Genomic DNA, 26,478 nt, shown 5'->3' with positions numbered 1-26,478 from the left:
TCAGGACTTTACGGCCCCGGACAACAGGTCGAGGCTCCAGAACCGCTGGATGACGAGGAACAGGGCGATGAGCGGGACGATCGCGAGCAGCGCCCCGGTGACCACCAGCGTGTACAGGGCGGGGGTGCCGGCACCCTGCTTGAGCAGCGTGAACAGGCCCACCGTCATGGGGAACTTGCCGTCGTCGCCGAGCATGATGAACGGCAGGAGGAAGTTGTTCCAGATGGCGACGAACTGGAAGAGGAAGATCGTCACCAGGCCCGGGGACATCATCGGGACGGCGATCCGCAGGAAGATCCGCCACTCGCCGGCCCCGTCCATCCGGCCCGCCTCGACCAGCTCCGCCGGAATGGCGGCCGCCGCGTAGATCCGGCCGAGGTAGACGCCGTACGGGGAGAGGACCAGCGGCAGCAGCACGGAGAGGTAGGTGTCCGTGAGACCGACCTTCGCCAGCAGCAGGTACTGCGGGATGGCGAGGATGACCGGCGGCATCAGCACACCCGCCAGCATCACCTTGAAGATCGCCTCGCGGCCGGGGAAGCGGTAGATCGCCAGCGCGTAGCCGGAGACCGCGGACACCACCGTCGACAACAGCGCGCCGAGGCCCGCGTACAGGCCGGAGTTGGCCATCCACTGCCAGTAGATGCCGTCGCGGTACGCGTTGAGGTCGGTCAGGTTCTCACCGAAGCCGCTGCCCGGCAGGAACGTGAACGTGGAGAACAGCTCCGTGCTGGACTTGGTGGCGGCCACCAGCACCCAGGCCACCGGCAGCAGGCAGTACAGCGCGCCGAGCACCAGCACGGCCGTGGGCAGCAGGGCGATCCGCCGGGGCGGCCCCTGGGAGGTGCCGGGCGTGGTGCCGGCGGCCGGGGCCGCCTTGCGGGCGGGCGTGGTGAGGGTGCTCATCGGGATCCTCCCTGCTGGGAGCCGGAGTCGGAGGCCCTGAGCAGGGCGAAGGAGAGGACGAAGGTGGCGAGGGCCAGGACCACGGCGGTGGCGGACGCGGCGTACACGTTCCCGCCGAGGAAGGCGTCGTTGTAGACCTTCATCAGCGGGCTCCACGTGGTGGACACGCCGTTGGTGAGCGGCTTGAGCGTGGTGGGTTCGCTGAACACCTGGAGGGTGGCGATGACGGAGAAGAAGAAGGTCAGCACCAGCGACGGCGCCACCATCGGGATCTTGATGCGCAGCGCGATCTGCAGCGGCGTCGCGCCGTCGAGCTTCGCCGCCTCGTACACCTCGGCCGGGATGGACCGCAGCGAGGTGTAGATCACGATCATGTTGAAGCCCGTGCCGCCCCACACGGCGATGTTGGCCAGGGCCACGAACAGGCCGCCGCCGTCGAGGAGATCGGGGCCGGGCAGGCCCATCGCGTCGAGGGCGTAATGGAAGGGGCTCACGTCCGGCAGGTACAGGAAGCCCCACAGCAGTGCCGCGACGACGCCGGGGATGGCGTACGGCAGGAAGATCGTGAGCCGCGAGAACGACCGCGCCCGGACCCGCTCGGTGTCCAGGAGCAGCGCGAACAGCAGCGCGAGGCCCAGCATGACGGGCACCACGATGGCGCCGTAGCCGAGCACGCGCAGGGCGCCGTGGCCCAGCTCGGCGTCGGTCAGCGCGGCCGCGTAGTTGCTGAAGCCGGCCCAGACCTCCTCGCGGGCGCCCTTGCCCAGGCCGAGGCCCTTGACCTCGACGCGGTGGAGGCTGAGCCACAGCGCGTAGCCGATGGGGAGGGCGAAGAAGAGCGCGAAGAGGACGACGGCGGGGAGGAGGAAGCCGTACGGGGCGGCCTTCACCCCGTACGACCTCTGGTGGATCCTGCTCACCGAGCGACCTCGAAGCCCTGCTTCTCCAGGTCGGCGACGGTGGTGTCCTGCATGGTCCTCAGGGCGGCACCGAAGTCCGACTTGTCCTTGGCGGCCTTGCCGAACGCGTCCTTGAAGGAGGAGTACGCGACGTTCACGTTCGGGCCCCAGGACGCGGGGGCGGTGGTCTTCGCGATCTCGGCGGCCAGGGTGTAGAACTCCGGCTGGTTGGCGAAGTAGTCGGGCGCCTCGGACAGCGCGCCGCTGGTCTGGGCGGCGGTGGCGGCCGGGTAGATGCCGCCCTCCTTCACCAGCGCGGCCAGCGCCTCGGGGTCGGTGTTCAGCCAGGTGGCGAACTTGGCGGCGGCGGCCTTGTGCTGGGAGTCGTTGGTCACGGCCGTGGTGGAACCGCCCCAGCTGCCGGTCGCGTTGTCGCCCTTGGTCCACTGCGGGAGCGGCGCCATCGCCCACTTGCCCTTGGTGTCGGGGGCGACGCTGCTCAGGGTGCCGGGCGCCCACACGGCGCTGACCCAGGCGATCTGCCGGCCCGAGTTGAGGGCCTTGTTCCAGGCGGGCGTGTACATCGGCTGGTTGTCGATGGCGCCCTCCTTGACGAGCCCGCCCCAGAAGGAGGCGACCTTCCGCGTGGCGGCGTCGTCGATGGAGACCTTCCACTTCTGGCCGTCGACGGTCCACCACGTGGCGCCGGCCTGCTGGGAGAGGCCGGCGAACAGGCCCGAGTCGTTGGCGGAGAAGGTGGTCAGGGCCTTGTCGGGCGCCTTCGTCTTCAGCGCGCGGGCCGTCGCGGCGAACTCGTCCCAGGTGGTGGGGGCCTTGAGGCCGTACTGCCGGAACAGGTCGGCCCGGTAGTAGAACGCCAGCGGGGCGGAGTCCTGCGGGATCGCGTAGACCGCGTCCGTGCCGAGCGTGGTCTGCTGCCAGACGCCCGGCGCGAACTTGCCCTCGACGCCCTTGACCTCGGCGGATATGTCGGCCAGGGCCTCGTTGCTGACGAGCGTCGGCAGGGCCTGGTACTCGGCCTGGACGAGGTCGGGGGCCTGGTGCGCCTTGGCCGCCGTGATGATCTTCGTGACCAGGTCGTCGCCCGACGCCTGCTTCTGCACGGTGACCTTGATATCCGGATTCTTCTTGTTCCAGATCGCCGCCACCTTGTCCATGCCCGGCGCCCACGCCCAGTACGTGAGCGAGACGGGGCCGGACGCGGCCGGCTCGTCGCCGCCGTCCGAGGAGCCGCAGGCGGTGAGCGCGGTGGCGCCGAGGAGGACGGCGGTGGCGGAGGCCGCGAGGCGGCGGTGCAACGCGTGGGGCATGGGGTGCTTCTCCCTGACCGAAGGGGCCTCCCCGCTCCGACGGGGGAGGCCTGCCATGCTTCTGTGAGCGTTCACAGTAGAGAAACGTTCCGGACACTTGTCAATGGTTGTTCCTGTGCGGTTATGTTGCATCGCTGTATCGATTGGCGTGTGTGCACGTTCCCATACGATCGAACCCGCACAGGACACAGGAGAGATTCATGCCGGAGACCACTCCCAAGGGCCTCGCCCGGCTCGCGTACGGCGGTGACTACAACCCCGAACAGTGGCCGGAAAGCGTCTGGCAGGAGGACGTCCGGCTGATGCGCGAGGCCGGCGTCACCATGGTGAGCGTCGGGGTGTTCTCGTGGGCCCTGCTGGAGCCCGAGCGGGACCGCTACGACTTCGGCTGGCTCGACCGCCTCCTGGACCTGCTCCACGAGAACGGCATCCGCGCCGACCTGGCCACGCCCACGGCGGCGCCGCCCGCCTGGTTCTACCGGGCCCACCCCGAGGCGCTGCCCGTCACCCGGGAGGGCGTGCGCCACGCCTTCGGCTCACGCGCCGCGATCTGCCACAGCAACCCCGACTACCGCGCCGCCGCCGCCCGGATCACCCGCGAGCTGGCGTACCGCTACGGCGACCACCCGGCGCTCGCCCTGTGGCACGTCCACAACGAGTACGGCGTCCCCGTCTCCGCCTGCTACTGCGACACCTGCGCCGGCCACTTCCGCCGCTGGCTGGCCGACCGGTACGGGGCGGGCGACCCGGCCGCCGCCGTGGCCGCCGTCAACGACGCCTGGGGCACCGCCTTCTGGGGCCAGCGCTACGGCTCCCTCGACGAGATCACCCCGCCGCGCCTCACCCCGACCGCCTGCAACCCCGCCCAGCAGCTCGACTACCGCCGCTTCGCCGACGCCACCATGCGCGAGAACTTCACGGCCGAGCGGGACATCCTCCACGAGCTGGCCCCGGGCATCCCCGTCACCACCAACTTCATGACCGCCCTCAGCCAGTGCGACTCCGTCGACTACTGGGCCTGGGGCCGCGAGGTCGACCTGGTCACCAACGACCACTACCTGATCACCGACGGCCGCCGTACGCACGTCAACCTCGCCATGGCCGCCGACCTCACCCGCTCCGTCGCGGGCGGTGCCCCCTGGCTGCTGCTGGAGCACTCCACGTCCGGCGTCAACTGGCAGCCCCGCAACCCCGCCAAACGCCCCGGCGAGATGGCCCGCAACTCCCTCGCCCACGTGGCGCGCGGCTCCGAGGGCGCCATGTTCTTCCAGTGGCGCCAGTCCCGCCGCGGCGCCGAGAAGTTCCACTCCGCGATGGTGCCGCACGCCGGTACCGAATCCCGCGTGTGGCGCGAGGTCGTCCGCCTCGGCGCCGACCTCGAATCGCTCGCCCCGGTGCGCGGCACCCGGACCGTCCCGGACGTCGCCATGGTCTGGGACTGGCAGTCCTGGTGGGCGCAGAACCTGGAGTGGCGCCCCAGCGAGGACCACGACGCGCGCGAGCGCGCCGACAGTTTCTACGAGACCCTCTACGACCGGCACCTCACCGTCGACTTTGCCCACCCCGAGGCCGACCTGTCGGCCTACCCGCTGGTGGTCGTCCCCGCGCTCTACCTCGCCACCGAAGCCGCCGGCCGCAACCTGCGCTCCTACGTCGAGAACGGCGGCACCCTCGTCGTCTCGTACTTCTCCGGCATCGTCGACGAGCACGACGCCGTCCACGAGGGCCCCCACCCCGGCGCCCTGCGCGACGTCCTCGGCCTCACCGTCGAGGAGTTCTCGCCGCTCCTCGCCGACCAGCGCGTGACCCTCACCGGGCCGGACGGCGCCACGCTCACCGGCGACGTGTGGAGCGAGTTCGTCGTACCGCGCGGCGCCGAGACCGTGTGGACGTACGCCGACGGGCTCGCCGCCGGCCACCCCGCCGTGACCCGCCACCGCCTCGGCGAGGGCACCGCCTGGTACGTCTCCACCCGCCCGGACTCCGCGGCGCTGGATGTGATCATCGGCGCGGCCTGCGAGGACGCCGGCATCGCGCCGCGCACCGGGCTGCCCCGCGACGTCGAGACCGTGCGCCGCTCCGGCGAGCACGGCGACTACCTCTTCGTCCTCAACCACACCGCGCACGACGTCAAGGTCCCGCTGGACACCCCCGGCACGGAACTCCTCGGCGGCGAGCACACCGCGGGACACCTCGCCGTCCCCGCGGGCGCGGTCCGGGTCGTACGGCTCGACGCCTGACCCCACGCGACTCCCCGGGTGCGGCCGTGCCGCACGGGCGCACCCGGGTGAACGGCACCACCTGGAACCTCCCTCCAACGTCGAAGGGACATCGACGATGCATGCCGTCACCACCCCCCGCCGGGGCCTGCGGGCCCTGATCGGAGCCGCCACGGCGACCGGGACCCTCCTCGTCGCCGGGCTCGCCGCGCCGCAGGCGCAGGCCGCTTCCACCCTCACCAACACCGGGTTCGAATCCGGTACGACGGGCTGGTCCACCTACTCCGCCACCGGCCAGAACTCCGCCTCGTTCACCGAGGCGGGCGGCCGCAGCGGCAGCTACCGCCTCTCCCACTGGTCGTCATCGGCGTACAAGGTCGAGACGTACCAGTACCTGTCCGGGCTCACCAACGGCACCTACACGCTCAGCGCCTGGGTGCGCTCCAGCGGCGGGCAGAACGCCGCCTACCTGGCCCTGCGCAACTGCGGCTCGGCCGAGCAGCGCACCGACCTCACGCCGACCCCGAACGGCGCCTGGATACGCCTGGTCACCTCGATCGACGTGACCAACAGCCAGTGCACCATCAGCATCAACTCCGACGCCAGCGCCGGTAACTGGCTCAACGTCGACGACGTCACCTTCACCTCCGGATCGACCCGCCTGCCCGTCAAGGGCGTCGACGTGTCCTCACTGAAGAAGAGCGAGGACAGGGGCGGCGTCTACCGCACCTCCGGCGGCACGGCGGGCGACGGGCTCGCCATCCTCAAGTCGGCCGGCGCCAACTACGCCCGCCTGAAGGTCTGGGTCAACCCCGCCGACGGCTACAACAACAAGGCCCGCGTCCTGCAGATGGCCCAGCGCGTCAAGGCGCAGGGCATGAAGCTGCTGGTCGACTTCCACTACTCCGACACCTGGGCCGACCCCGGCGCCCAGTCCAAGCCCGCCGCGTGGTCCTCCCACGCGTACAGCCAGCTGCGCACGGACGTCTACAACCACACGTACGACGTGCTGAACGCGCTGAAGGCGCAGGGCACCACCGCCGACATGGTGCAGATCGGCAACGAGATCAACGGCGGCATGCTGTGGCCCGACGGCTCCACCGCCAACTGGAGCCAGCTCTCCGGGCTGCTCAACTCCGGGATCTCCGCGGCCAAGGCGGTCTCCTCGTCCACGCAGATCGCCCTGCACCTGGCGAAGGGCGGTGACACGGCCGGCACCCGGACCTGGTTCGACAACGCGGTCGCCAACGGGGTGAGCTTCGACGTCATCGCGCTCTCCTACTACGGCTACTGGCACGGCACCCTGTCCGACCTCCAGACCAACCTGGACGCCACCGCCGCCCGCTACGGCAAGCCGGTCCTGGTCGTCGAGACCGCCTACCCCTTCCGCCTCGACAGCAAGGACAGCCACGAGAACATCATCGACACCACCGGCGAGCTGGTCTCCGGCTACCCGGCCTCCCCGGCCGGCCAGGCGGCCTGGCTGCGCGACGTGATGAACGTGGTGGAGGCCGTCCCCGGCGGCCGCGGCCTCGGCATCGTCTACTGGGAGCCCACCTGGACCGCCGTCGGCGGCAACGGCTGGGACCCGACCGATCCGGCCTCCGGGAACGGCTGGGAGAACCAGGCCCTGTTCGACTACGACAACAAGCTGCTGCCGGCGGCGAACTGGTTCGCCAACCACCGCTGATCCGCACGCCGTGCGCGGGGCGGGCTCCCTCGGGGGGCCCGCCCTTCGTGCGTTCCCGGCCACCGCCCCGTTCCGGCATGGGCGTTGATTTTCAGCCATCACGCCAACAGGACATGAATGCGGCCTGTCGCGATGACGTGGGGGAAGGCAGGGATTCCCCATATTGACGTGGCGTCAACTCGCGCCCATAGGTCTATTCCTATGGAGGCGTTCCTTGACTGGTCAGATCCCCCTGGCATAGGCTCCCCGGCATTCGATCATGGTTGCGAACGCCCCTCGGGGGTGAAGTCGACCGTGAGTCAGGGGGATCCGGACACGGGGGGTCGTGTGATTGCCGCAAGCGCCGCGGAATGACGCAGCGCACTCGCCGGTGCCTGCCTTTTCGCGGTTTCCTCGCCACGCGCGGACACCTCGCTTTCCGCTTCACCGACCATTTGTTCATTCACCGTTCGACTTCCGGTACCCGGCGTCGATCACTGTGGTGGCGATGCCGGAGCGGGCTTCGGCGTGGAAGTCACCCAGCCTCCGCGATGGCGTGGCGCACTGCCCCTGAGCGCCTCCATCGGCCGGAGGGGCACCCCTCGCACACGAAACCGACCACAGTGTGTCCCGCGAAACGGAGGACGGATGCGCTCCCACATCCTCGGCAGGATCGAGCTCGACCAGGACCGGCTGAAGCAGGACCTGGACTACCTCGCCACGGTTCCCACCGTGGAGGAGGAGTACAACGAGTTCAGCAACGGATTCTGGAAGAACATACCGCTGTACAACGCGACCGGGGGCAGCGAGGACCGGCTCTACCGGGACCTCGACGGCGCCGCCGCACAGCCGACCGGACATGCCGCGCACGTCCCTTATCTCAACGAGATCATCACCACGGTCTACAATGTCGACCGGCTCCAGATGGCCCGCACCCGGAACCTGAAGAACGCCATCGTCATTCCGCACCGCGATTTCGTGGAACTCGACCGCGAGGTCGACCTGTACTTCCGGACGTTCATGGTCCTGGAGGACAGCCCGCTCGCCTTCCACTCGGACGACGACACCGTCATCCACATGCGGCCCGGTGAGATCTGGTTCCTCGACGCGGCCGCCGTGCACTCCGCCGTCAACTTCTCCGACTTCAGCCGCCAGTCGCTCTGCGTCGACCTGGCCTTCGACGGGGATTTCGACGAGAAGGAGGCGTTCGCCGACGCCACCGTGTACGCCCCGGGCGGCACGCCCGACATCCCGCACCGCAAGCCGTTCACCGCGGAACACCGGGAGCGGATCCTCTCCCTGGCGAATGTGATCGAGCGGGAGAACTTCCGGGACGTCCTCTTCCTGCTGGCCAAGCTGCATTTCACGTACGACGTCCACCCCGCCGACACCTATGACTGGCTGATCGGGATCTCGAAGCGGGCCGGCGACGACAAGATGGTCGAGAAGGCCGAACAGATCAAGGGCTTCGCCATTGGGGCGCGCGAACTCGGCGAGCGCTTCTCCCTGACCACCTGGTAAGAGGCGCGGAAGCAGTTCGGAGACTACTCCGGCGGTGTCTCCTCCGTCCCAGGAGAATTGACGATCCAGCAGTTTCGGGAAAAGCTGGCCGACGTGGAACGGCTCGCGTTAGAGTCGGGCCGGGGATGGCGCCCCCATGGGATTCATGCGGGCGCCGGGGAAGAGAAAGTGCTCTGGGGGAGAGCGTGATCGAGGACATACTTCCCGTCGAAGTCGCCTCGGCCGAGGCCTTCGACGACGACCGGGGCGCCGATCTCTTCGCCGAGGAACGCGCGGCCATCGCCGGTGCCGTACAGACCCGGCGGCGCGAGTTCACGACGGTGCGGCAGTGCGCCAGAGCGGCGCTGCGTGAGCTGGGCATCCCGCCCGTTCCGCTGCCGCCCGGCCCAGGCCGGGCGCCGTCCTGGCCCGCCGGAGTCGTCGGCAGCATGACCCACTGCACCGGCTACCGGGCCGCCGCCGTGGCCCGCGCCAGCAGGGTGCACGCCGTGGGTATCGACGCCGAGCCGAGCGCGCCACTGCCGGACGGGGTGCTGGAAATGATCGGTCTGCCGAAGGAGCGAGCGCTTCTCGAGCGGCTCCGCGCGCGTGATGCGCGGGTGCCGTGGGACCGGTTGTTGTTCAGCTGCAAGGAAGCCGTCTACAAAGTGTGGTTCCCGCTCGCCCGGCGATCGCTGGAGTTCTCCGGGGCCGAGATCGCCATCGACCCCGGCGGCACATTCTCCGTACGGCTTCTGGAGCCCCCTCCGGCGGTTGCCGGCCGGCCTCTGACTCAGGTTTCGGGGCGCTGGCTGCACCGGGACGGACTGCTGTTGACCGCCATCGCCTTTCGTTGATCAACTCTTGACTGCTTTTCATTGCCTGGCGGCGATCACGCCGCTAGGCTCCGGGCAGCGGGAACGCGTCAGCGGCCGCCCCTCCGGTGGAATCGATACACGTCGGGAAGAACGTTGGGAGTGCTGTATTCCGGTTCCATCCGCAAGAAATCCTGGTGTGTGAATCCCGGATCAATTCCGGATTCATTCTCGTGTACTCCGGATGTATTCTCCGGCGCTGCCCCCACCGGGGCGACCGCCGGCTCGACGCTGTTCTGGGACGGAAACCGATGACCGAATCGCCCACGTTCACCGAGACCTTCACCGTCACCGCCGACAACCCGCTGCTGCACGGCCATGTCGTGTACGGGCGCAGCCTCATGCCCGGCGTCGGCTACGTGGACCTCGTGCTCCAGGTCCTCGCCCGGCACGGCCACCCCATGCCGGACGTCGAGCTGCGCAACCTCACCATCCTCGCCCCGCTGGTCGCCGGTCCGGGCGAACAGGTCCTCACCACCGTCGAAGGCCGCCCGGCGCCCCTGGGCGGCTGGCGCATAGAGGTCCGCAGCCGCCGTCCCCAGGACACCGCCGACGTCGTGCACGCCGTCGTCAGCGCCCACCGCCGCGCACCCTCCGCCTTCACGGAGCGGCTGCCGCTGCCGGTGGAAGGAGCCACCCGGCGCACGACCCTCGACGAGATCTACACCTGGTGCCGCGAGATCGACCTGTTCCACTCGGGCCTGATGAAGATCGGCGGTGTGGTCCACCACCGTCCCGGGGACTGGATCGCCGAACTCGAACTCGCCCCGGAACACCAGGGCTCCACCGCCGCGTTCCTCTTCCACCCCGCTCTGTTCGAGGCCGGGCTGCTCGGCGGCGGCGTGGCCCTCGGCATGCTCCACGGCGACAACGACGGCCCCGGCCTCTACCTGCCGCTGATGTTCGAGCGGTTCCGCGCCGCGGCACCCCTCGGCAAGCGCTGCTACGTCCGGGTCCCCGCCGACTCCGTGCGCCGGGACGACGAACTCATCCGCCTCGTCGTCGAGTTCTACGACGCCACCGGGCAGAAGGTCGCCGAGGTGGGCCGGTTCGTCGCCAAGCGCATCCGGGCCGCCGGCGCACTCGACGTCCGCGACGAGCCCACCCCCGTGGTGACGGCCGCGGCGCCGGTCGCCGCCCCCTCCGCGGGCGCGTCGGACCTGGTGGATGTGGTGCGGGGTCTGGTGGCGGCGCGTCTTGAGGTGCCGGCGGACCGGGTGGATGTGGGGCTGGGTTATTACGAGTTGGGGTTGGCGTCGGCGGATCTGCTGTCGTTGGTGGCGGAGCTGGAGGAGCGGCTGTCGGTGGAGTTGTCGCCGACGGTGATGTTCGAGCACAAGACGATCGCGGACCTGGCGGCGTGGCTGGAGACGTCCCTGCCGGAGCGGCCTGTGCCCGCGCCCGTGGTGGAGGCGGCGCCCGTCGCGGATCTGGTGGGTGTGGTGCGGGGTCTGGTGGCGGCGCGTCTTGAGGTGCCGGCGGACCGGGTGGATGTGGGGCTGGGTTATTACGAGTTGGGGTTGGCGTCGGCGGATCTGCTGTCGTTGGTGGCGGAGCTGGAGGAGCGGCTGTCGGTGGAGTTGTCGCCGACGGTGATGTTCGAGCACAAGACGATCGCGGACCTGGCGGCGTGGCTGGAGACGTCGCTGCCGGAGCGGCCCACGCCCGCGCCCGTGGTGGAGGCCGCGCCCGCCCCGGTCGTCGTCGCACCCCGGCCCGGCGCCGACGACGAGCTGCTCGCGGCCGTCCGTACCGCCCTGACGGACGAGGTGGCCGCCCTCCTGCGGGTCCCGGCCGCCGAGGTCCACGCGGACGGCGAGTTCGTCGAGTTCGGCTTCGACGTCAACGCCCTCGCCCACCTCGCCGACCGGATCGACGACCGCTACGGGCTGACCCTCCCGCCCGCCGTCCTCGCCGACCACCGCACCGTCCAGACCCTCGCCGCCCACCTCGTGGGCGCCCACCGCGACCACGTCGCCCAGGAGGCCACCGGCGCCTCCGCCACTTCGACGCTCGCAGTCGCAGGGGTGGCCCCGGCGGCCTCCGTCGCCCCGGCTGCCCCGGCGGTCCCGCCTCCGGCCCCCGCGCCGGCAGCCCCGGCGGTCCCCGGCTCCGCGAGCCCGGACCGGCTCCACCCGATGCTGCACCGGGTCGTGCCGTCCGCCGACGGCGACACCGCCACGTACGAGACGCACTTCACCGGCGACGAACCCTTCCTGCGCGACCACCAGGTGCGCGGCGGACGCGTCCTGCCCGGCGTCGCCCACCTGGAGATGGCCCGCGCCGCGGCCGCCCGCACCCTGGGCGCCGGCGAAGGCGGCGCCCTGCGGCTGGCCGACGTGGTGTGGCTCCGCCCCGCGCTCTGCGGCCCCGACGGGCTCGACCTGCGCGTGAGCGTACGGACCGCGCCCACCGGCGGCTGCACGTACGAGATCCACAGCGTCGACGCCCACGGCACCGCCACCCTCTGCAGCCAGGGCCGGGCGAGCCTGCCGGACGGCACCCCGCACCAGACGTACCTCCTCGACGAGCTGCGCGCGGCCTGCGGCGGCGCCGTGCACTCCGCCGCACACGTCTACGGGCTCTACACCGGCATGGGCATGGAGTACGGCCCCTCTCAGCGCGCCCTCACCGAACTGCGCACCGGAACCGACCCCGAGGGACGCCCGCAGGTCCTCGCCCGGCTGCGGCTGCCCGCCGAGGCCGACGCGCCGGGCGGCGGCCTGATGCACCCGAGCATCCTGGACGGCGCCCTCCAGGCCACGATCGGCCTGTGGCTCACCGGCGACGGCTCCGGCGACCGGTCGGCCGGCCTCGCCCTGCCGTTCGCACTGGAACGCGCCGAGGCCGCCGCGGCGACGCCCACCACCGCGTACGCCTGGATCCGCCACCGGCCCGGCACCGGCACCGACACCGCGTCCGCGCGGCTGGACGTCACCGTCCTCGACGAGCGCGGCCGCGTCCGCGTGGACCTCACCGGGCTGTCCACGCGCCTCCTGCCCACCACGGACACCGGGCAGGACACCCCGCCCGAGCCGGCCCCCGCCGCCGCGCCCCTCGTGGCCGAGCCCGCGCGCTCCGGCGACATCGCGATCATCGGCGTCAGCGGGCGCTACCCCGAGGCGGCGGATCTCGACGAGTTCTGGCGGAACCTCCGCTCCGGCCGCGACTGCATCCGCGAAGTGCCCGCCGACCGCTGGGACCACCGCAGGTACACGAACGACGGCGGCCCCGGCGCGTGGGGCGGTTTCCTCGACGACATCGACCGGTTCGACCCGCTGTTCTTCCAGATATCCCTGCTGGAGGCGGACCACCTCGACCCCCAGGAGCGCCTGTTCCTGCAGTGCGCCCACCACACCCTGGAGGACGCCGGGTACACCTCCGACCGGCTGTCCCGGGGCGGGAAGGTCGGCGTCTTCGTCGGCGTGATGTACCAGGAGTACCAGCTCCACGGCGCGCAGGCGCAGGAGCGCGGACTGCCGGTCGCCCTGTGGGGCAGCGCCTCCACGGTCGCCAACCGCGTCTCGTACTTCTACGACTTCCACGGCCCGAGCATGGCCGTCGACACCATGTGCTCCTCCTCGCTGACGGCCATCCACCTGGCCTGCGAGGCCATCAGGAGCGGCCAGTGCGGGACCGCGCTCGCCGGAGGCGTCAACCTCACCCCGCACCCGAACAAGTACCTGGTGCTCGGCCAGCGCAAGTTCCTCTCCAGCGACGGCCGCTGCCGCAGCTTCGGCGAGGGCGGCGACGGCTACGTGCCCGGCGAGGGCGTCGGCGCCGTCCTCCTCAAGCCCCTGGAGCAGGCGGTCGCCGACGGCGACCACATCCACGGCGTCATCAAGGGCACCGCCGTCAACCACGGCGGACGCACCACCGGCTACTCGGTGCCGACCCCGGTCGCGCAGGGCGAGGTCATCGCCGACGCGCTCACCGCCGCCGGCGTCGACCCGCGCTCCCTCAGCTACCTGGAGGCGCACGGCACCGGTACGTCCCTGGGCGACCCGATCGAGATCGCCGGCCTGGAGAAGGCGTTCCGCAGGGCCGGCGGCGCTCCGGAGCGCTGCGCCATCGGCTCCGTCAAGTCGAACATCGGGCACGGCGAGAGCGCCGCCGGCATCGCCGCCGTCACCAAGGTGCTGCTCCAGATGCGGCACGGGGAGCTGGTGCCGAGCCTCCACTCCGGCACGCTCAACCCGCACATCGACTTCGACCGCACGCCGCTGCGCGTCCAGCGCCGCCTGGAGCCGTGGCACCGCCCCACGTCGGACGCCGACGGGGAGCGCCGGACCCTGCCGAGGATCGCCGGCGTGTCCAGCTTCGGCGGCGGCGGCTCCAACGCGCATGTCGTCATCGCCGAGTACCAGGCCCCCGCGCCTCCCGCGCGGCGCCCGGCCAACGGCCGCCCCGCGCTGCTCGTGCTCTCCGCCAGGAGCGAGGAGCAACTCGTGGAGCAGGCCCGCCGGCTGAGCGCCCGGCTCGCCGAGCTGACCGACGACGACCTGCCCGCCGTCGCCTGGACCCTGCAGACCGGGCGCATGGCGCTGGAGGAGCGGCTGGCCCTCGCCGTCACCTCGGTCGCCGACGCCCGCGCCCTGCTGGACGCGTTCGCCGCCGCACCCGGCCGGGCCGGCCGCTGGACCCGGGGTACCGTCCGCCCCGACCGGCCCGCCGACGCCCCCGCCGCCCTGCGCACCGCCCTTTCCGACTGGACCGAACGCGGCGCGCACGACCGGCTGCTGGGCCTGTGGGCCGACGGCGCCGTGGTGGACTGGGAGGCGGCCCGCCCCGCCGGCACGCCCGTCCGGCGCATCGGTCTGCCCGGTTACCCCTTCGCCCGCGAGCGCTGCTGGCTGGACCTGGACGCCGGCGAGGCGCCGCCCGCCCCTGTCGCCACCGCGGCCGGCGCCGACGGTGCCGAGATGATGCTGCTGCGCCCGGTCTGGACCCCCGAGGACGCGGCCGGTGCCGTACGCGCCGCCTCCGGCACACCGTTCGCCGAGCGGCACGTCGTGGTGGTCGGGCGGCTCGCCGACGCGGACCGCGACGCCCTGCGGGCCGCGCTGCCCGCCGGGTCCGAGTGCACCTTCCTGGAGCCCGCCGACGGACCACTGGACCACGGCTACACCGAGGCGGTACGGCAGCTGTTCACCCTGACCCGCGGCCTCCTCGAACGCGGCGTACGCCGCCCCGCGCTGCTCCAGGTGGCCCTGGTCGGCTCCGCGGGCGACGACGCCGAACGCGACCGCCTGGCCTGCTTCGGCGGCCTCGCCGGGCTCCTGAGGACCGCCCGCCTGGAGAACCCGAACCTGCACACGCAGTACGTCGAATGCCTCGACGGCGCGTCGCCCGCCACCGTCGCCGCCCGCCTGGCCGCCGAAGCGGCGCCCGAGCCCGAGCCCGAGGTGCGCCACCGGGGCGGCCGCCGCCTGGTGGGCCGCCTGCAGGAGCTGACCTCCGCCCGGCCCGCCGCCACGCCCTGGCGGGAGGACGGCGTCTACCTCGTCACCGGCGGCACGGGCGGTCTCGGCCTGATCGTCGCGCGGGACATCGCCGCGTCGGTCGCCCACGCCACCGTGGTCCTCACCGGACGCTCGCCGCTCGACGAGGAGAAGCGCGGCGCGCTGGGCGCCCTGCGCGCCGCCGGCCTCACCGTCGACTACCAGCGCGCCGACGTCGCCGACCGGGACGCCGTCGCCCGCCTCCTCGACCACGTGCTCGACAACCACGGTCCGCTGACGGGCGTCCTGCACGCCGCAGGGGTCATCGACGACAACTTCGTCGTCCGCAAGAGCCCCGAGGAACTGGAACGCGTCCTCGCGCCCAAGGTCGCCGGGCTCGCCCACCTCGACGAGCTGACCCGGCAGCAGCCGCTGGACGTGTTCGTGTGCTTCTCGTCGATCGGCGGCGCCTTCGGCAACCCCGGCCAGTGCGACTACGCCGCCGCCAACGCGTTCATGGACGCCTACGCCGTCCACCGCAACCGCCTCGTCGACGCGGGGCTGCGCCGCGGCAGGACCGTCTCCGTGAACTGGCCGCTGTGGGACGAGGGAGGCATGGGCGCCGACGGCCCCGCCCGGGACCAGCTGAGCGCCCTGGGCCTGGCCCCGCTCGACACGCCCCGGGGCCTGACCGCCCTGCGCTGCGCGCTCGCCGCCGACGCGAACGGCCTCACGGACGGCAGGCTGCTGGTCGTCGCGGGCCGGCGTGACACGCTGCTGCCCCGGCTCACCGGCCGCGGCGAACCGGCCGCCGGGCAGGCGGCCCCGGCGACCGCCGGAGCGACGCCCGCACCGGCCGCCGAAGCGGCCCCCGCCGCCGCACCGGCCACGGGCGCGAGCGCCACACGCGCCCTGGAGGACCGGGCCGTGGGCCACCTCCGCCGCGTGCTGGCCCCGGTGCTCAAGCTCGGCGCCGAACGCCTGGACCCCGACACCCCGCTGGAGCGGTACGGCATGGACTCCGTCCTCGCCGTCGGCATGGTCCAGCCGCTGGAGGAGTCGTTCGGCCCGCTGTCGCGGACGCTGCTCTTCGAGGTGCAGACCGTGCGGGGCCTCGCCCGGTACCTCGCCGCGGACCACACGGACGCCCTGCGCGCGCTCGTCGGCGAACCGACGCCCGCACCCGCGCCCGCGCCGAGCCCTGTGAGCACCCCGGCCCCAGCGGTCCCGACCCCGCGGGGTCACGAGCGCGGCGACGACCGGAACGCCCAGGACGTCGCGATCATCGGCATCAGCGGCCGCTACCCGCAGGCCGCCGACCTCGACGCGTTCTGGGACGGCCTGCGGGACGGCCGGGACTGCGTCACCCCGGTCCCCGCCGAGCGCTGGGACACCTCCGCCGCCGGCCACCCCCAGTGGGGCGCCTTCCTCGACGGCATCGACCGGTTCGACCCGCTGCACTTCGGCATCTCGCCGCGCGAGGCGGCCGCGATGGACCCGCAGCAGCGACTGTTCCTGGAGACCGTCTGGCACCTGCTGGAGCAGAGCGGCATCACCCAGGAGGTGGTCGAGCAGCGCTACGGGCGACGCGTCGGCGTGTACGTCGGCGCCGCCTACCAGATGTACCGGGCGGACCAGTCGGACCCCACGCTCGCGGCGCTCACCTCCGCGGCCTCGTACAACCTCATCGCCAACCGCGTCTCGCACTTCTTCGGTCTCGAAGGGCCCAGCCTCGCCGTCGACAGCATGTGCACCTCGTCGGCCATGGCCGTCCACCTCGCCTGCGCCGACCTCCTGCGAGGCGAGAGCGAACTGGCGGTCGCCGGCGGCGTCAACCTGACCGTCCACCCCGACAAGTACGTCGCCCTGTCCGAGATGCAGCTGCTCGGCACCCACCCGGGCAGCCGCAGCTTCCGCGACGGCGACGGCTACCTGCCGGCCGAGGCCGTCGGCGCGGTCCTGCTCAAGCCGCTCGACGCGGCGCTGCGCGACGGGGACACCGTCCACGCCGTCATCAAGGCCACGTCGTCGCTGCACGGCGGCCGGTCCAACGGCTTCATGACCCCCAGCCACCGCACCCAGGTCGCCGCCATGCGCCGCGCGCTGGACCGGGCCGGTGCCGAACCCGGCTCCATCGGGTACGTGGAGGCCGCGGCGAACGGCACCACGTTCACCGACGAGGTCGAACTGCGCGCCCTGCGCGAGGTGTTCGGCGGGGTGACCGCCCCCGTTCCCGTCGGCACGGTGAAGTCCAACCTCGGCCACCCCGAGGCGGCCTCCGGCATCGCGCAGCTCACCAAGGTCGTCCTCCAGCTGCGGCACGGGCGGATCGCCCCGCTCGTCGAGGCCGGCGACCCCAACCCGAACCTGGCGGCGGACGGTTCCCCCGTGGTCCTGTGCGACGAGCTGACCGCCTGGGAGCCGCGTGCCACCGCCGACGGGAGCCCCGCGCCCCGCCGCGCCCTCATCAACTCCGTCGCGGCCGGCGGCAGCCACGTCAGCCTCGTCGTCGAGGCGCCGCCGCGCACCGCGGAGCCCCGCCCGCAGGACACCGGCGCCACCGCGCCCCAGCTGGTGGCGGTGTCGGCCAGGACCCCCGAGCGGCTGATCACGGCGGTCCGGCGCCTGCACGACCACCTGGAGGGCCTGGAGGGCGACGACACGGTGGGCCTCGCCGACATCGCGTACACCTCCCAGCTCGGCCGGGAGGCGCTGCCCGAGCGGCTGGCCGTGGTCGCGTCGTCCCGCGACGAGCTGAAGCGGGCCCTCGCCCACCACCTGGCCGACGGCGACCGGCCCGCCGGTCCCGCCGGGTCCGTCCACCGCGGCAACGCCGACGAGGACGCCGGACCGCTGGCCACCGTCCTGTCGGGCGCCCGGGGCGAGGCCTTCCTCGCCGGCCTCGTCGAGGACGGCGACCTGGACCAGCTGGCCGAGCTGTGGGTGCGCGGGGTGCGCGTGCCGTGGAGCGGCCTCCACGACGGGCGGCGCCGCCTGGTGCCGCTGCCCGCCACGGCCTTCGCCCCGGGCAGCTACTGGGTCGGCCGCACCCCCGAGACCCGCACCCCCGAGGCCCGGGCACCGGAGGCCCGCGTCCCCGCGGCCCGGACGCCCGAACCCCGTACGCCCGAATCCCGCGCCTCGCTGACGGACGACGACCCCACGCTCACCGACGCCGAGCGGACCGTGCGCGACGCCTGGTCGGACGTCCTCCAGATCGACACCGGGCAGCTCGGCGCCAAGAGCGACTTCTTCTCGCTCGGCGGCAACTCCCTGCTCGCCACACGCCTGATCAACCTGCTCAAGGAACAGACCGGTGCCGAGCTGCCCGTCGAAACGGTCTTCAACGCGCCACGCCTCGCCGACATGGCCACCGAACTGGAACAGCGCCTGCCGCTCGGCGTCGCCCGTGACGCGACCACACGCGAACTGGAACTGATCCTCGACAGCATCGGCCTCGTCGAGCGCATGAGCGACGCAGAGCTCGACGCTCTGGACACCGAGAACTAGGCGGAGGGGACCACGATGGGCACCACCAGTCAGGACACCGGGCCGGCCCTCATCCGGAGGATCCGCTCCCTGCCCGCCAAGCGGCAGCGCGCCCTGATCGCGCTGCTGAAGAAGCAGGGCGTCGACCTGTCGGCGCTCGAAGCCGTACCGACACTGTCCAGGACCGACGGCGAGCCGCTGCCGCTGTCCTTCACCCAGCAGCGCCTGTGGTTCCTGGACCGTCTCGACGGCACCAGCGCCGCCTACAACATCCCCATGGCGATGCGGTTGACCGGCTCCCTCGACCGGCCCGCCCTCCTGCGCGCCCTGCACGCGGTGGTGCAGCGCCACGAGGTGCTGCGCACCCGGTTCGCCGAACGCGACGGCGTGCCCCACCAGGTCGTCGGCGACGGCCGCGACTTCACGGTCGGCGAGGAGGAGCTGACCGACCCGGACGCGCTCCCCGCCCTCTGCCGGGCCGAGGCGGCCGCGCCCTTCGACCTGGAGCGCGGCCCCCTGATCCGGGTCCGGCTGCTGCGGCGGGCCGAGCAGGAGCACGTCCTGCTGGTGACCACGCACCACAGCGTGTCCGACGGCTGGTCGGTGGGCGTCTTCTTCCGCGACCTCGTCGCCCTGTACGAGGCGTTCTGCGCCGGGCGGCCCTCACCGCTGGAGCCGCTGCCCGTCCAGTACGCCGACTACGCCCACTGGCAGCGCCGGTGGCTCGCCGACGACGTCCAGGCCCGGCAGCTCGCGTACTGGAAGCGGCAGCTCGCCGGGGTCGACCCGCGGCTGACCCTGCCGACCGACCGCGAGCGGCCCCGCGTCAAGACGTACGCGGGCGCCCGCGAGACCTTCCACTGCCCCGCCGACCTGCTCGGCGCCCTGCGCGAGGCCGCCAAGTTCCACGACGCCACGCTCTACATGACCCTGCTGGCGGCCTACACGCTCGTCCTGCACCGCTACACGCACCAGACGGACATCGCCGTCGGCACGGTCGTCGCCAACCGCAACAGGCGCGAACTGGAAGGGCTCGTCGGCTTCTTCGCCAACACCCTCGTCCTGCGCGCCGACCTGTCCGGCGACCCCGCGTTCCCCGACCTGCTGGCCCGCGTCAAGCAGACCGCCCTGGAGGCCTACGACCACCAGGACGTGCCGTTCGAGGCCGTCGTCGACGCCCTGGACCTGGAGCGCAGCCAGAGCCACTCGCCGGTCTTCCAGACGCTGTTCGTCCTCCAGGAGGCCCAGACCCGGCGCGACGTCACCCTCGGCGCCCTCGGCGTGTCCCCGGTCGACGTCGACCTCAGCTTCACCAAGTTCGACCTCACGCTCGACGTGCGGGAGACCCCGGACGGGCTCGTCGGCACCGTCGAGTACAACACCGACCTGTACGACCGGGACACCGTCCGCCGGTTCATCGGCCACTACACCCAGCTGCTCGCCGCGATCGCCGCCGACCCGGCCCTGCCCGTCTCCCGGCTGGGCATGGTCGGCGCGGAGGAGCGGCGGCAGGTCCTGGAGGTGTGGAACGACACCCGCCGTCCCTTCTCCGACGACCGGTGCCTGCACCAGCTGTTCGAGGCGGCCGTGGAGCGCCACCCGGACCGCACCGCCCTCGTCGACGGCGACCGCTCCTGGACCTACGCCGAGCTGAACGCCTGGGCCAACCGCGTCGGCCACGGCCTGCGCCGCCACGGCGTGGGACCGGACACCCTGGTCGGCCTGCACGCGGAACGCTCCGCCGAGATGGTCGCCGGCATCCTCGGCGCCCTCAAGGCCGGCGGCGCCTACATGCCGGTCGAGCCGTCCCACCCGGCCGCCCGCGTCGCCGACCTCGTCGAACGCTCCGGCGCCCGCGTGATCCTCACCCAGCCCCACCTGGACGACACGCCCCTGGCGGCCGCCGGCCACGTCCTGGCCCTTTACCGCGACGGCACCCTCCGCGACCGCGACGGGCAGGACCACGCCGGACCGGACGACAACCCGCCCGCCGACGGCGTCGGCCCCGAGCACCTCGCGTACGTCATCCACACCTCCGGCTCCACCGGCCGCCCCAAGGGCGTCATGATCGAGCACCGGGCGGCCGTCAACCGCATCGAGTGGATGCAGAACGCGTACCGGCTCACCGAGGACGACGTCGTCCTGCAGAAGACGCCGTTCAGCTTCGACGTGTCCGTGTGGGAGTTCTTCTGGCCGCTGCTCTTCGGCGCCCGCCTCGCCGTCGCCGAACCCGGCGGCCACAAGGACCCCGCCTACCTGGTCTCCGCCATCCGCGAACTGGGCGTGACCACCCTGCACTTCGTGCCGTCGATGCTGCGCGCCGTCGTCGAGGAGCCCGACTGGTCGCGGTGCACCACCGTCCGGCAGGTCTTCTGCAGCGGCGAGGCCCTGCCCCCGGACCTGTGCGCCCGCCACTACGAACGCCATCCGGCGCCCCTCCACAACCTCTACGGCCCCACCGAGGCCGCCGTGGACGTCAGCCACTGGACCTGCCCCGCGGGCCCCGCCCCGCGTACGGTCCCCATCGGCAGGCCCATCCAGAACATCCAGCTCCACGTCCTGAACGAGGCCCTGGAACCGCAGGGCATCGGATGCGTCGGCGAGCTGTACATCGCGGGCACCGGCCTGGCCCGCGGCTACCTGCACCAGCCGGAGCTGACCCGCGAGCGGTTCGTGCCCAACCCGTTCGCCGACGGCCCGGACGCCCGCATGTACCGCACCGGGGACCTCGTACGCCGGCTCCCCGACGGGAACCTGGAGTTCCTGGGCCGCGCCGACGACCAGGTCAAGCTGCGCGGCTTCCGCATCGAACTGGGCGAGATCGAGCACCGCCTCGCCGAGCACCCCGCCGTGCGCGCCTGCGCCGTCGTCATCCGCGAGGACCGGCCCGGCAACCCCCGGCTCGTCGCCTACACGGTCCTGGAGCCCGGCGCCGCCCTCGGCGACCACCGCACCGAGCTGGCCCGCCACCTCGCGGGCACCCTGCCCGAGTACATGGTGCCCGGCGCGTTCGTCGTGCTGGACGTCCTGCCCGTCACCGCCCACGGCAAGCTGGACCGCAAGGCCCTGCCCGCCCCCGACCTGGAGGACTTCGACCGGCGCGCCTACGTGGCCCCCGCCACCGCCACCGAGCGGCGCCTCGCCTCGGTGTGGGCCGGCCTGCTCGGCTTCGACGAGGAGCGCGTCAGCGCCGAGGACAACTTCTTCGCCCTCGGCGGCCACTCCCTGATGATCACCGTGCTCGTGGCCCGGCTGAAGGACCACGGCCTGCACGCCACCGTCCGGGACGTCTTCAGCGCCCCCACCCTCGCCGACCTCGCCGCCCGCATCGACGCGGCCGAGGCCGGGCCCGGCCACAGCGTGCCGCCGAACCTCGTCCCCGAGGGCTGCGAGCGCATCACCCCGGAGATGCTGCCCCTGATCGACCTGACGCAGGAGCAGATCGACACCGTCGTGGCCGCCGTACCCGGCGGCGCCGCCGGCGTCCAGGACGTCTACCCGCTGCTGTCCACGCAGGAGGGCATCCTCTTCCACCACCTGATGGACCCGGACCACGACCCGTACCTCGTCTCCACGCTCTACGCGGCCGACGACGAGGAGGCGTGCGCCCGGTTCACCGACGCCCTCCAGGCGATCGTCGACCGCCACGACGTCATGCGCACCGCCGTCCTCACCTCCGGGCTGCCCGAGCCCGTGCAGGTCGTGCACCGCGCGGCCCGGCTGCCCGTCGAGCGGATCGTCCTCTCCCCGGACACGGACACGCACGGGGACGCCGAGGAGCAGGCCCGCGCCCTGCTCGCCCGGCCCGCGCGCATGAACCTCGACACCGCCCCGCTGCTGCGGCTCGTCATCGCCGAGGACCCGCACTCCGCGCGCCGCTACCTCGTCCTGAACGCCCACCACCTCATCGAGGACGCCACCTCCCTGCGGCTGACCCTGCACGAGCTGGCCGTCCACATGGCCGGCCGCACGGACCTGCTCGCGCCGCCCGCCCCGTACCGCGACTTCGTCGCCCACACCCTGCACCAGCAGCGGACCGCCGACGTGGAGGAGTACTTCACCGCCACGCTCGGCGACGTCACCGAGCCCACCACCCCGTTCGGGCTCGCCGACGTGCACGGCGACGCCCGCCGGGTCACCCAGCTCCGCCGCCCCCTGCCCGCCGGCCTCACCCGCGACCTGCGCGCCCAGGCCGCCCGGCTGCGCCTCAGCCCGGCCTGCCTCTTCCACGCCGCCTGGGCCCGCGTGGTCGCCGCGTGCAGCGGCCGCGACGACATCGTGTTCGGCAGCGTGATGTCCGGGCGCCTCCAGGGCGTGCCCGGCGTCGAGCGGATGCTCGGCAACTTCATCAACACCCTGCCCCTGCGCGTCCGGCTGGCCGGCCGTACCGTCCGCGAGCTGATCGCCGAGGTCGACACGGGCCTCAAGGAGCTGATCGCCCGCGAGCACAGCCCGCTCAGCGCCGCGCAGCGGTGCAGCGGCATGGACGGCGACGCCCCGCTGTTCAGCGCCGTCGGCAACTTCCGCCACTTCGAGCCGGGCCACGGCGAGGCCGCCGCCCTGCGCATCGACGACCGGGGCGTGCGGTTCGTCGCGGCGGCCGACGGCATCAACTACCCGGTGTCCGTGTCCCTCGACGACTTCGGCAGCGAACTCTCCCTCGACCTCCAGGTCGACGAGACCGTCTCCGGCGACGCCGTCGCCGACTACCTGGAGACCGCCCTCACCGGGATCGTCCGCGCCCTCGCCACCGACGACGGCGCCGGCACGCAGGCGCTCGACGTGGACGTCCTGCCCGAGGCCGAGCGGCACCGCCTGCTCACCGAGTGGAACGACACGACCACCCCCGTGCCGGCCCCCACCCTGCCCGCCGCCTTCGAGGCGCAGGCGGCCCGCACCCCCGGCCTGACCGCCCTCGTGTACGAGGACGACACCCTCACCTACGCGGAGCTGAACGCCCGCGCCAACCGGCTCGCCCACTGGCTCGCCGAGCGCGGCGCCGGCCCCGAGCAGCTGGTCGCCGTGCGCATGCAGCGCTCCTTCGACCTGCTCGTCGCGATCCACGGCATCCTCAAGTCGGGCGCCGCCTACCTGCCCCTCGACCCCGACCTGCCGGCCGAGCGCCGGGAGCAGATGACCTCCGACGGCAGGCCGCTGCTCGTGCTGGAGGAGCTGCCGGACACCTCCGGCCACCCGGACACCGACCCGGACGTGCGGGTGCTGCCCGACCACCCGGCGTACGTGCTCTACACCTCCGGCACGACCGGCCGCCCCAAGGGCGTGGTCATCACCCACCGGGCCAGCATGAACTGGCTCGCCTGGGACCAGGGCGCGTACGGCATGCGCGAGGGCGACCGGATCCTGCTCAAGACGTCCATCGGCTTCGACGTGTCCGTCAAGGAGCTGTTCTGGCCGCTCCAGGTCGGCGGGACCGTCGTCATCGCCCGGCCCGGCGGCCAGAAGGACCCCGAGTACCTGGCGTCCGTGATCCGGGAACACGGCATCACCGACATCGACTTCGTGCCGTCCATGCTCGCCGAGTTCCTGTCGGAGCCGGCCGCCGCCGAATGCACCGGCCTGGTCCGGCTGGAGGCCACCGGCGAACCGCTGCCCGTGGAGCTGGCCGAGCGCGTGACCCGCGCCCTGCCCGACACCCTCCTGTACAACCTGTGCGGACCCACCGAGGTGGGCGGCGCCCTCGGCCTGATGAACCCGTACGTCCCCGAGCCGGGCGCCGCGCGCGTGCCCGTCGGCGCGCCCGTGTACAACACCCAGGCGTACATCCTCGACTCGGCGCTGCGGCTGCTGCCGGCCGGCGTCCCCGGCGAGCTGTACATCGCCGGCGACCAGCTGGCCCGGGGCTTCCTCGGCCGGCCGGGACTGACCGCCGAGCGGTTCGTGGCCAACCCGTTCACGCCGGGGACCCGCATGTACCGCACCGGCGACCTCTGCAGGTGGCGGCCCGACGGGCTGATCGAACACCTCGGCCGCGCCGACGACCAGGTCAAGGTGCGCGGCTTCCGCGTCGAGCCCGGCGAGATCGAGAACGCCCTGCACGCCCACCCGGCCGTGCACCGCGCCGTCGTCCTCCCGCACGGCACGGGTGCCTCCCGCAGCCTGGTCGCCTACGTGAGCCTCACGCAGGCGGAGGAGGGCGCGGGCGCGTCGATCGCGAGGCCCCTCAAGGAGCACCTGGCGGCGCGGCTGCCGGACTACATGGTCCCCACCGCGTTCGTCGTCCTCGACGAGCTGCCCGTCACCCGCAACGGCAAGGTGGACAAGCGGGCCCTGCCCGCTCCCAGCGAGGCCGACCTCGCCCGCGAGGAGTACGTCGCCCCGCGCACCGCGACCGAGCGGACGCTGTGCCGCATCGTCGAAGAGGTCCTCGACGTCACCCGCGTCGGCCTCCAGGACACCTTCTTCGACCTGGGCGGCCACTCCCTCCTCGCGACCCGGCTCTCCCTGCGCGTCAAGAAGGAGACGGGCGCCGACCTCCCCCTCCAGGTGATCTTCACCGCGGGCAGCATGGAGGAGATGGCCGCGGCCCTGGAGACGAACGCGGCCCACGACGCGGCCGCGGAGGGTCTGCCCGTCGCCGGCGCGTCCCCCCGGGACGACACGCCGATCTCACTCCAGCAGCGGGACCTGTGGTTCCTCGACCGGCCCGCGCATCTGGCCGCCGCCCACGACAACGTGCAGCTCGCCTTCCGGATCGAGGGGCCGCTGGACCGGGACGCCTATGTGCGCAGCGTCCGCGCCCTCGTCGAGCGGCACGCGATCCTGCGCACCGGCTTCCACCGCCACGACGACGGCACCGTCACCCAGCGCGTCCACGACAGCGCCGGCTTCGGCGTCACCCTCGTGGAGACCCGCGACGACGACACCGTCATCGCCGAATGGCTGCGCGCCGAGCGGGCACGCCCGTTCGCGCCGGAAGGCCCCTACCCGTTCCGCGCCCACCTGCTGGCCCTCGCGGACGCCGCGCACATCGCCGTCATCACCCGCCCCTGGGGCATCTTCGACGGCTGGTCCGTCACGCTCGTCCTGACGGAGCAGTTCGCCCTGTACCGGGCGCTCGCCGAGGGCCGCGACCCGGAGCTGCCGCCCCTGCCGCTCCAGTACGCCGACTTCGCCCGCCGCCAGGCCGGGGACGTCGACGCGGCGGAACTCGACCGCCAGCTCGACCACTGGCGCCGGCGCCTGGCCGGCCTGCCGGCCCGGCTGTCGCTGCGCACCGACTACGAGCGGTGCCCCGTGAAGTCGTACCAGGGCGCGTCGGTGGACCTCCGCGTACCGCGCGAGGTGCACACCCGGCTTCGCGAGCTCGGCCAGGAACGCGGCGCCACGCCGTACATGACGCTGCTGTCGGCGTTCGCGGTCCTGCTGGGCGGCCACGCCGACGACCACGACCTGGCCATCGGCTCCCCGTTCGCCAACCGGCCCCTGGCCGAGCTGGAACAGCTCGTCGGCTACTTCGTCACCATGCGCCCGGTGCGCCTGGACGTCACCCCGGACCGGGCCTTCACCGAGCTGCTGACGCAGGCCAGGGATGTCACGGCCGAGGCGCACGCGCACAAGGACGTGCCGTTCACGGACCTCGTCCGGGCGCTGGTGCCGCAGCCCGACCCGGCGTACCCGCCGCTGTTCCAGGTCACGTTCAACCTGCTGCCGTCCCACGACACGGCGGGCGACGGCGACGCCGGCGGCCTCGGGGTCACGCAGGTGCCCTCCGGCGCGGGCACCGCGACGTACGACCTGAGCCTGGTCGTGCAGGAGACCGACGACGGCGTCCACGGCTACCTGGAGTACAGCACCGACCTGTTCGCCAGGACCACGGCCGAGGGCATGGCCCGCGCGTACGAGCGGCTGCTCGCCGAGATCGCCCGGGACCCCGGGGCCGCGCTCGCCGAGCTGCGCGAACGGGCGGCCGAGGAGCCTCCGTCAGCGGACGGGGCCGACGCGGCGGACCCGCGCTCCGCGAGCCGCACGGAGAACCCGGCGACCGCCCACCGCACCAGGAGCCGGGCCAAGCGCCGGACGAAGGGCCGACCGCACGGCCGGACCACCGACCAGCAGCACGACTGACGGGCCCCGCCCGCACAGCCAGAAGAGCCACCCGCCCGTCCGCGACCCGGACGGGCAAACGGAA

The 26,478-nt window shown here is 72.8% G+C and carries 9 protein-coding genes; 6 read left to right on the top strand and 3 right to left on the bottom strand.

Annotated features, from left to right (window positions below; genetic code table 11):
* Genes ABEB09_RS05545 through ABEB09_RS05535 form a run of 3 tightly spaced genes read right to left on the bottom strand, consistent with a single transcriptional unit; the run spans position 1 to position 3,136 of the window.
* The gene (locus ABEB09_RS05545; protein WP_345687678.1) at positions 1-906 is read right to left on the bottom strand and encodes a carbohydrate ABC transporter permease; all 906 of its coding nucleotides are present in this window, start codon (positions 904-906) and stop codon (positions 1-3) included.
* A complete protein-coding gene (locus ABEB09_RS05540; protein ID WP_345687676.1) occupies positions 903-1,826 on the bottom strand; it encodes a carbohydrate ABC transporter permease in 924 nt (307 codons plus the stop codon). The genes ABEB09_RS05545 and ABEB09_RS05540 overlap by 4 nt, the downstream gene beginning before the upstream one ends.
* Positions 1,823-3,136, bottom strand: a complete 1,314-nt coding sequence (locus ABEB09_RS05535) for an ABC transporter substrate-binding protein (RefSeq protein ID WP_345687674.1) — start codon at positions 3,134-3,136, stop codon at positions 1,823-1,825. Before ABEB09_RS05535 ends, ABEB09_RS05540 begins: the two co-directional genes overlap by 4 nt.
* 200 nt (positions 3,137-3,336) lie before the next feature.
* Between ABEB09_RS05535 and ABEB09_RS05530 the strand changes: the two genes are divergently transcribed.
* The 6 genes from ABEB09_RS05530 (at position 3,337) to ABEB09_RS05505 (ending at position 26,414) form a co-directional block, all read left to right on the top strand.
* On the top strand, positions 3,337-5,376 hold the full coding sequence (locus ABEB09_RS05530; protein WP_345687672.1) for a beta-galactosidase: 2,040 nt from the start codon (positions 3,337-3,339) through the stop codon (positions 5,374-5,376).
* Positions 5,377-5,473: 97 nt separating this feature from the next.
* The gene (locus ABEB09_RS05525; protein WP_345687670.1) at positions 5,474-7,045 is read left to right on the top strand and encodes a glycosyl hydrolase 53 family protein; all 1,572 of its coding nucleotides are present in this window, start codon (positions 5,474-5,476) and stop codon (positions 7,043-7,045) included.
* Between the two features lie 627 nt (positions 7,046-7,672).
* On the top strand, positions 7,673-8,545 hold the full coding sequence (locus ABEB09_RS05520) for an aspartyl/asparaginyl beta-hydroxylase domain-containing protein (RefSeq protein WP_345687668.1): 873 nt from the start codon (positions 7,673-7,675) through the stop codon (positions 8,543-8,545).
* A gap of 185 nt (positions 8,546-8,730) precedes the next feature.
* Positions 8,731-9,381, top strand: coding sequence for a 4'-phosphopantetheinyl transferase family protein (locus ABEB09_RS05515; RefSeq protein WP_345687666.1), 651 nt, complete (start codon positions 8,731-8,733; stop codon positions 9,379-9,381).
* Between the two features lie 269 nt (positions 9,382-9,650).
* Complete coding sequence (locus ABEB09_RS05510; protein ID WP_345687664.1) at positions 9,651-18,350, top strand: SDR family NAD(P)-dependent oxidoreductase; 8,700 nt, start codon at positions 9,651-9,653, stop codon at positions 18,348-18,350.
* Between the two features lie 15 nt (positions 18,351-18,365).
* Positions 18,366-26,414, top strand: a complete 8,049-nt coding sequence (locus ABEB09_RS05505) for an amino acid adenylation domain-containing protein (RefSeq protein ID WP_345687662.1) — start codon at positions 18,366-18,368, stop codon at positions 26,412-26,414.
* The last annotated feature ends 64 nt before the right edge of the window (positions 26,415-26,478 follow it).

The organism is Streptomyces coeruleoprunus (genome assembly GCF_039542925.1).
Taxonomy (GTDB): domain Bacteria; phylum Actinomycetota; class Actinomycetes; order Streptomycetales; family Streptomycetaceae; genus Streptomyces; species Streptomyces coeruleoprunus.
This window is presented reverse-complemented; position numbering and strand designations above follow the sequence as displayed.

Bases quoted from the DNA above. Each gene is read 5' to 3' on its own strand.
- ABEB09_RS05505 (WP_345687662.1), top strand. From the start codon at position 18,366: ATGGGCACCACCAGTCAGGACACCGGGCCGGCCCTCATCCGGAGGATC.
- ABEB09_RS05510 (WP_345687664.1), top strand. From the start codon at position 9,651: ATGACCGAATCGCCCACGTTCACCGAGACCTTCACCGTCACCGCCGAC.
- ABEB09_RS05545 (WP_345687678.1), bottom strand. From the start codon at position 906: ATGAGCACCCTCACCACGCCCGCCCGCAAGGCGGCCCCGGCCGCCGGC.
- ABEB09_RS05525 (WP_345687670.1), top strand. From the start codon at position 5,474: ATGCATGCCGTCACCACCCCCCGCCGGGGCCTGCGGGCCCTGATCGGA.
- ABEB09_RS05520 (WP_345687668.1), top strand. From the start codon at position 7,673: ATGCGCTCCCACATCCTCGGCAGGATCGAGCTCGACCAGGACCGGCTG.
- ABEB09_RS05535 (WP_345687674.1), bottom strand. From the start codon at position 3,136: ATGCCCCACGCGTTGCACCGCCGCCTCGCGGCCTCCGCCACCGCCGTC.
- ABEB09_RS05530 (WP_345687672.1), top strand. From the start codon at position 3,337: ATGCCGGAGACCACTCCCAAGGGCCTCGCCCGGCTCGCGTACGGCGGT.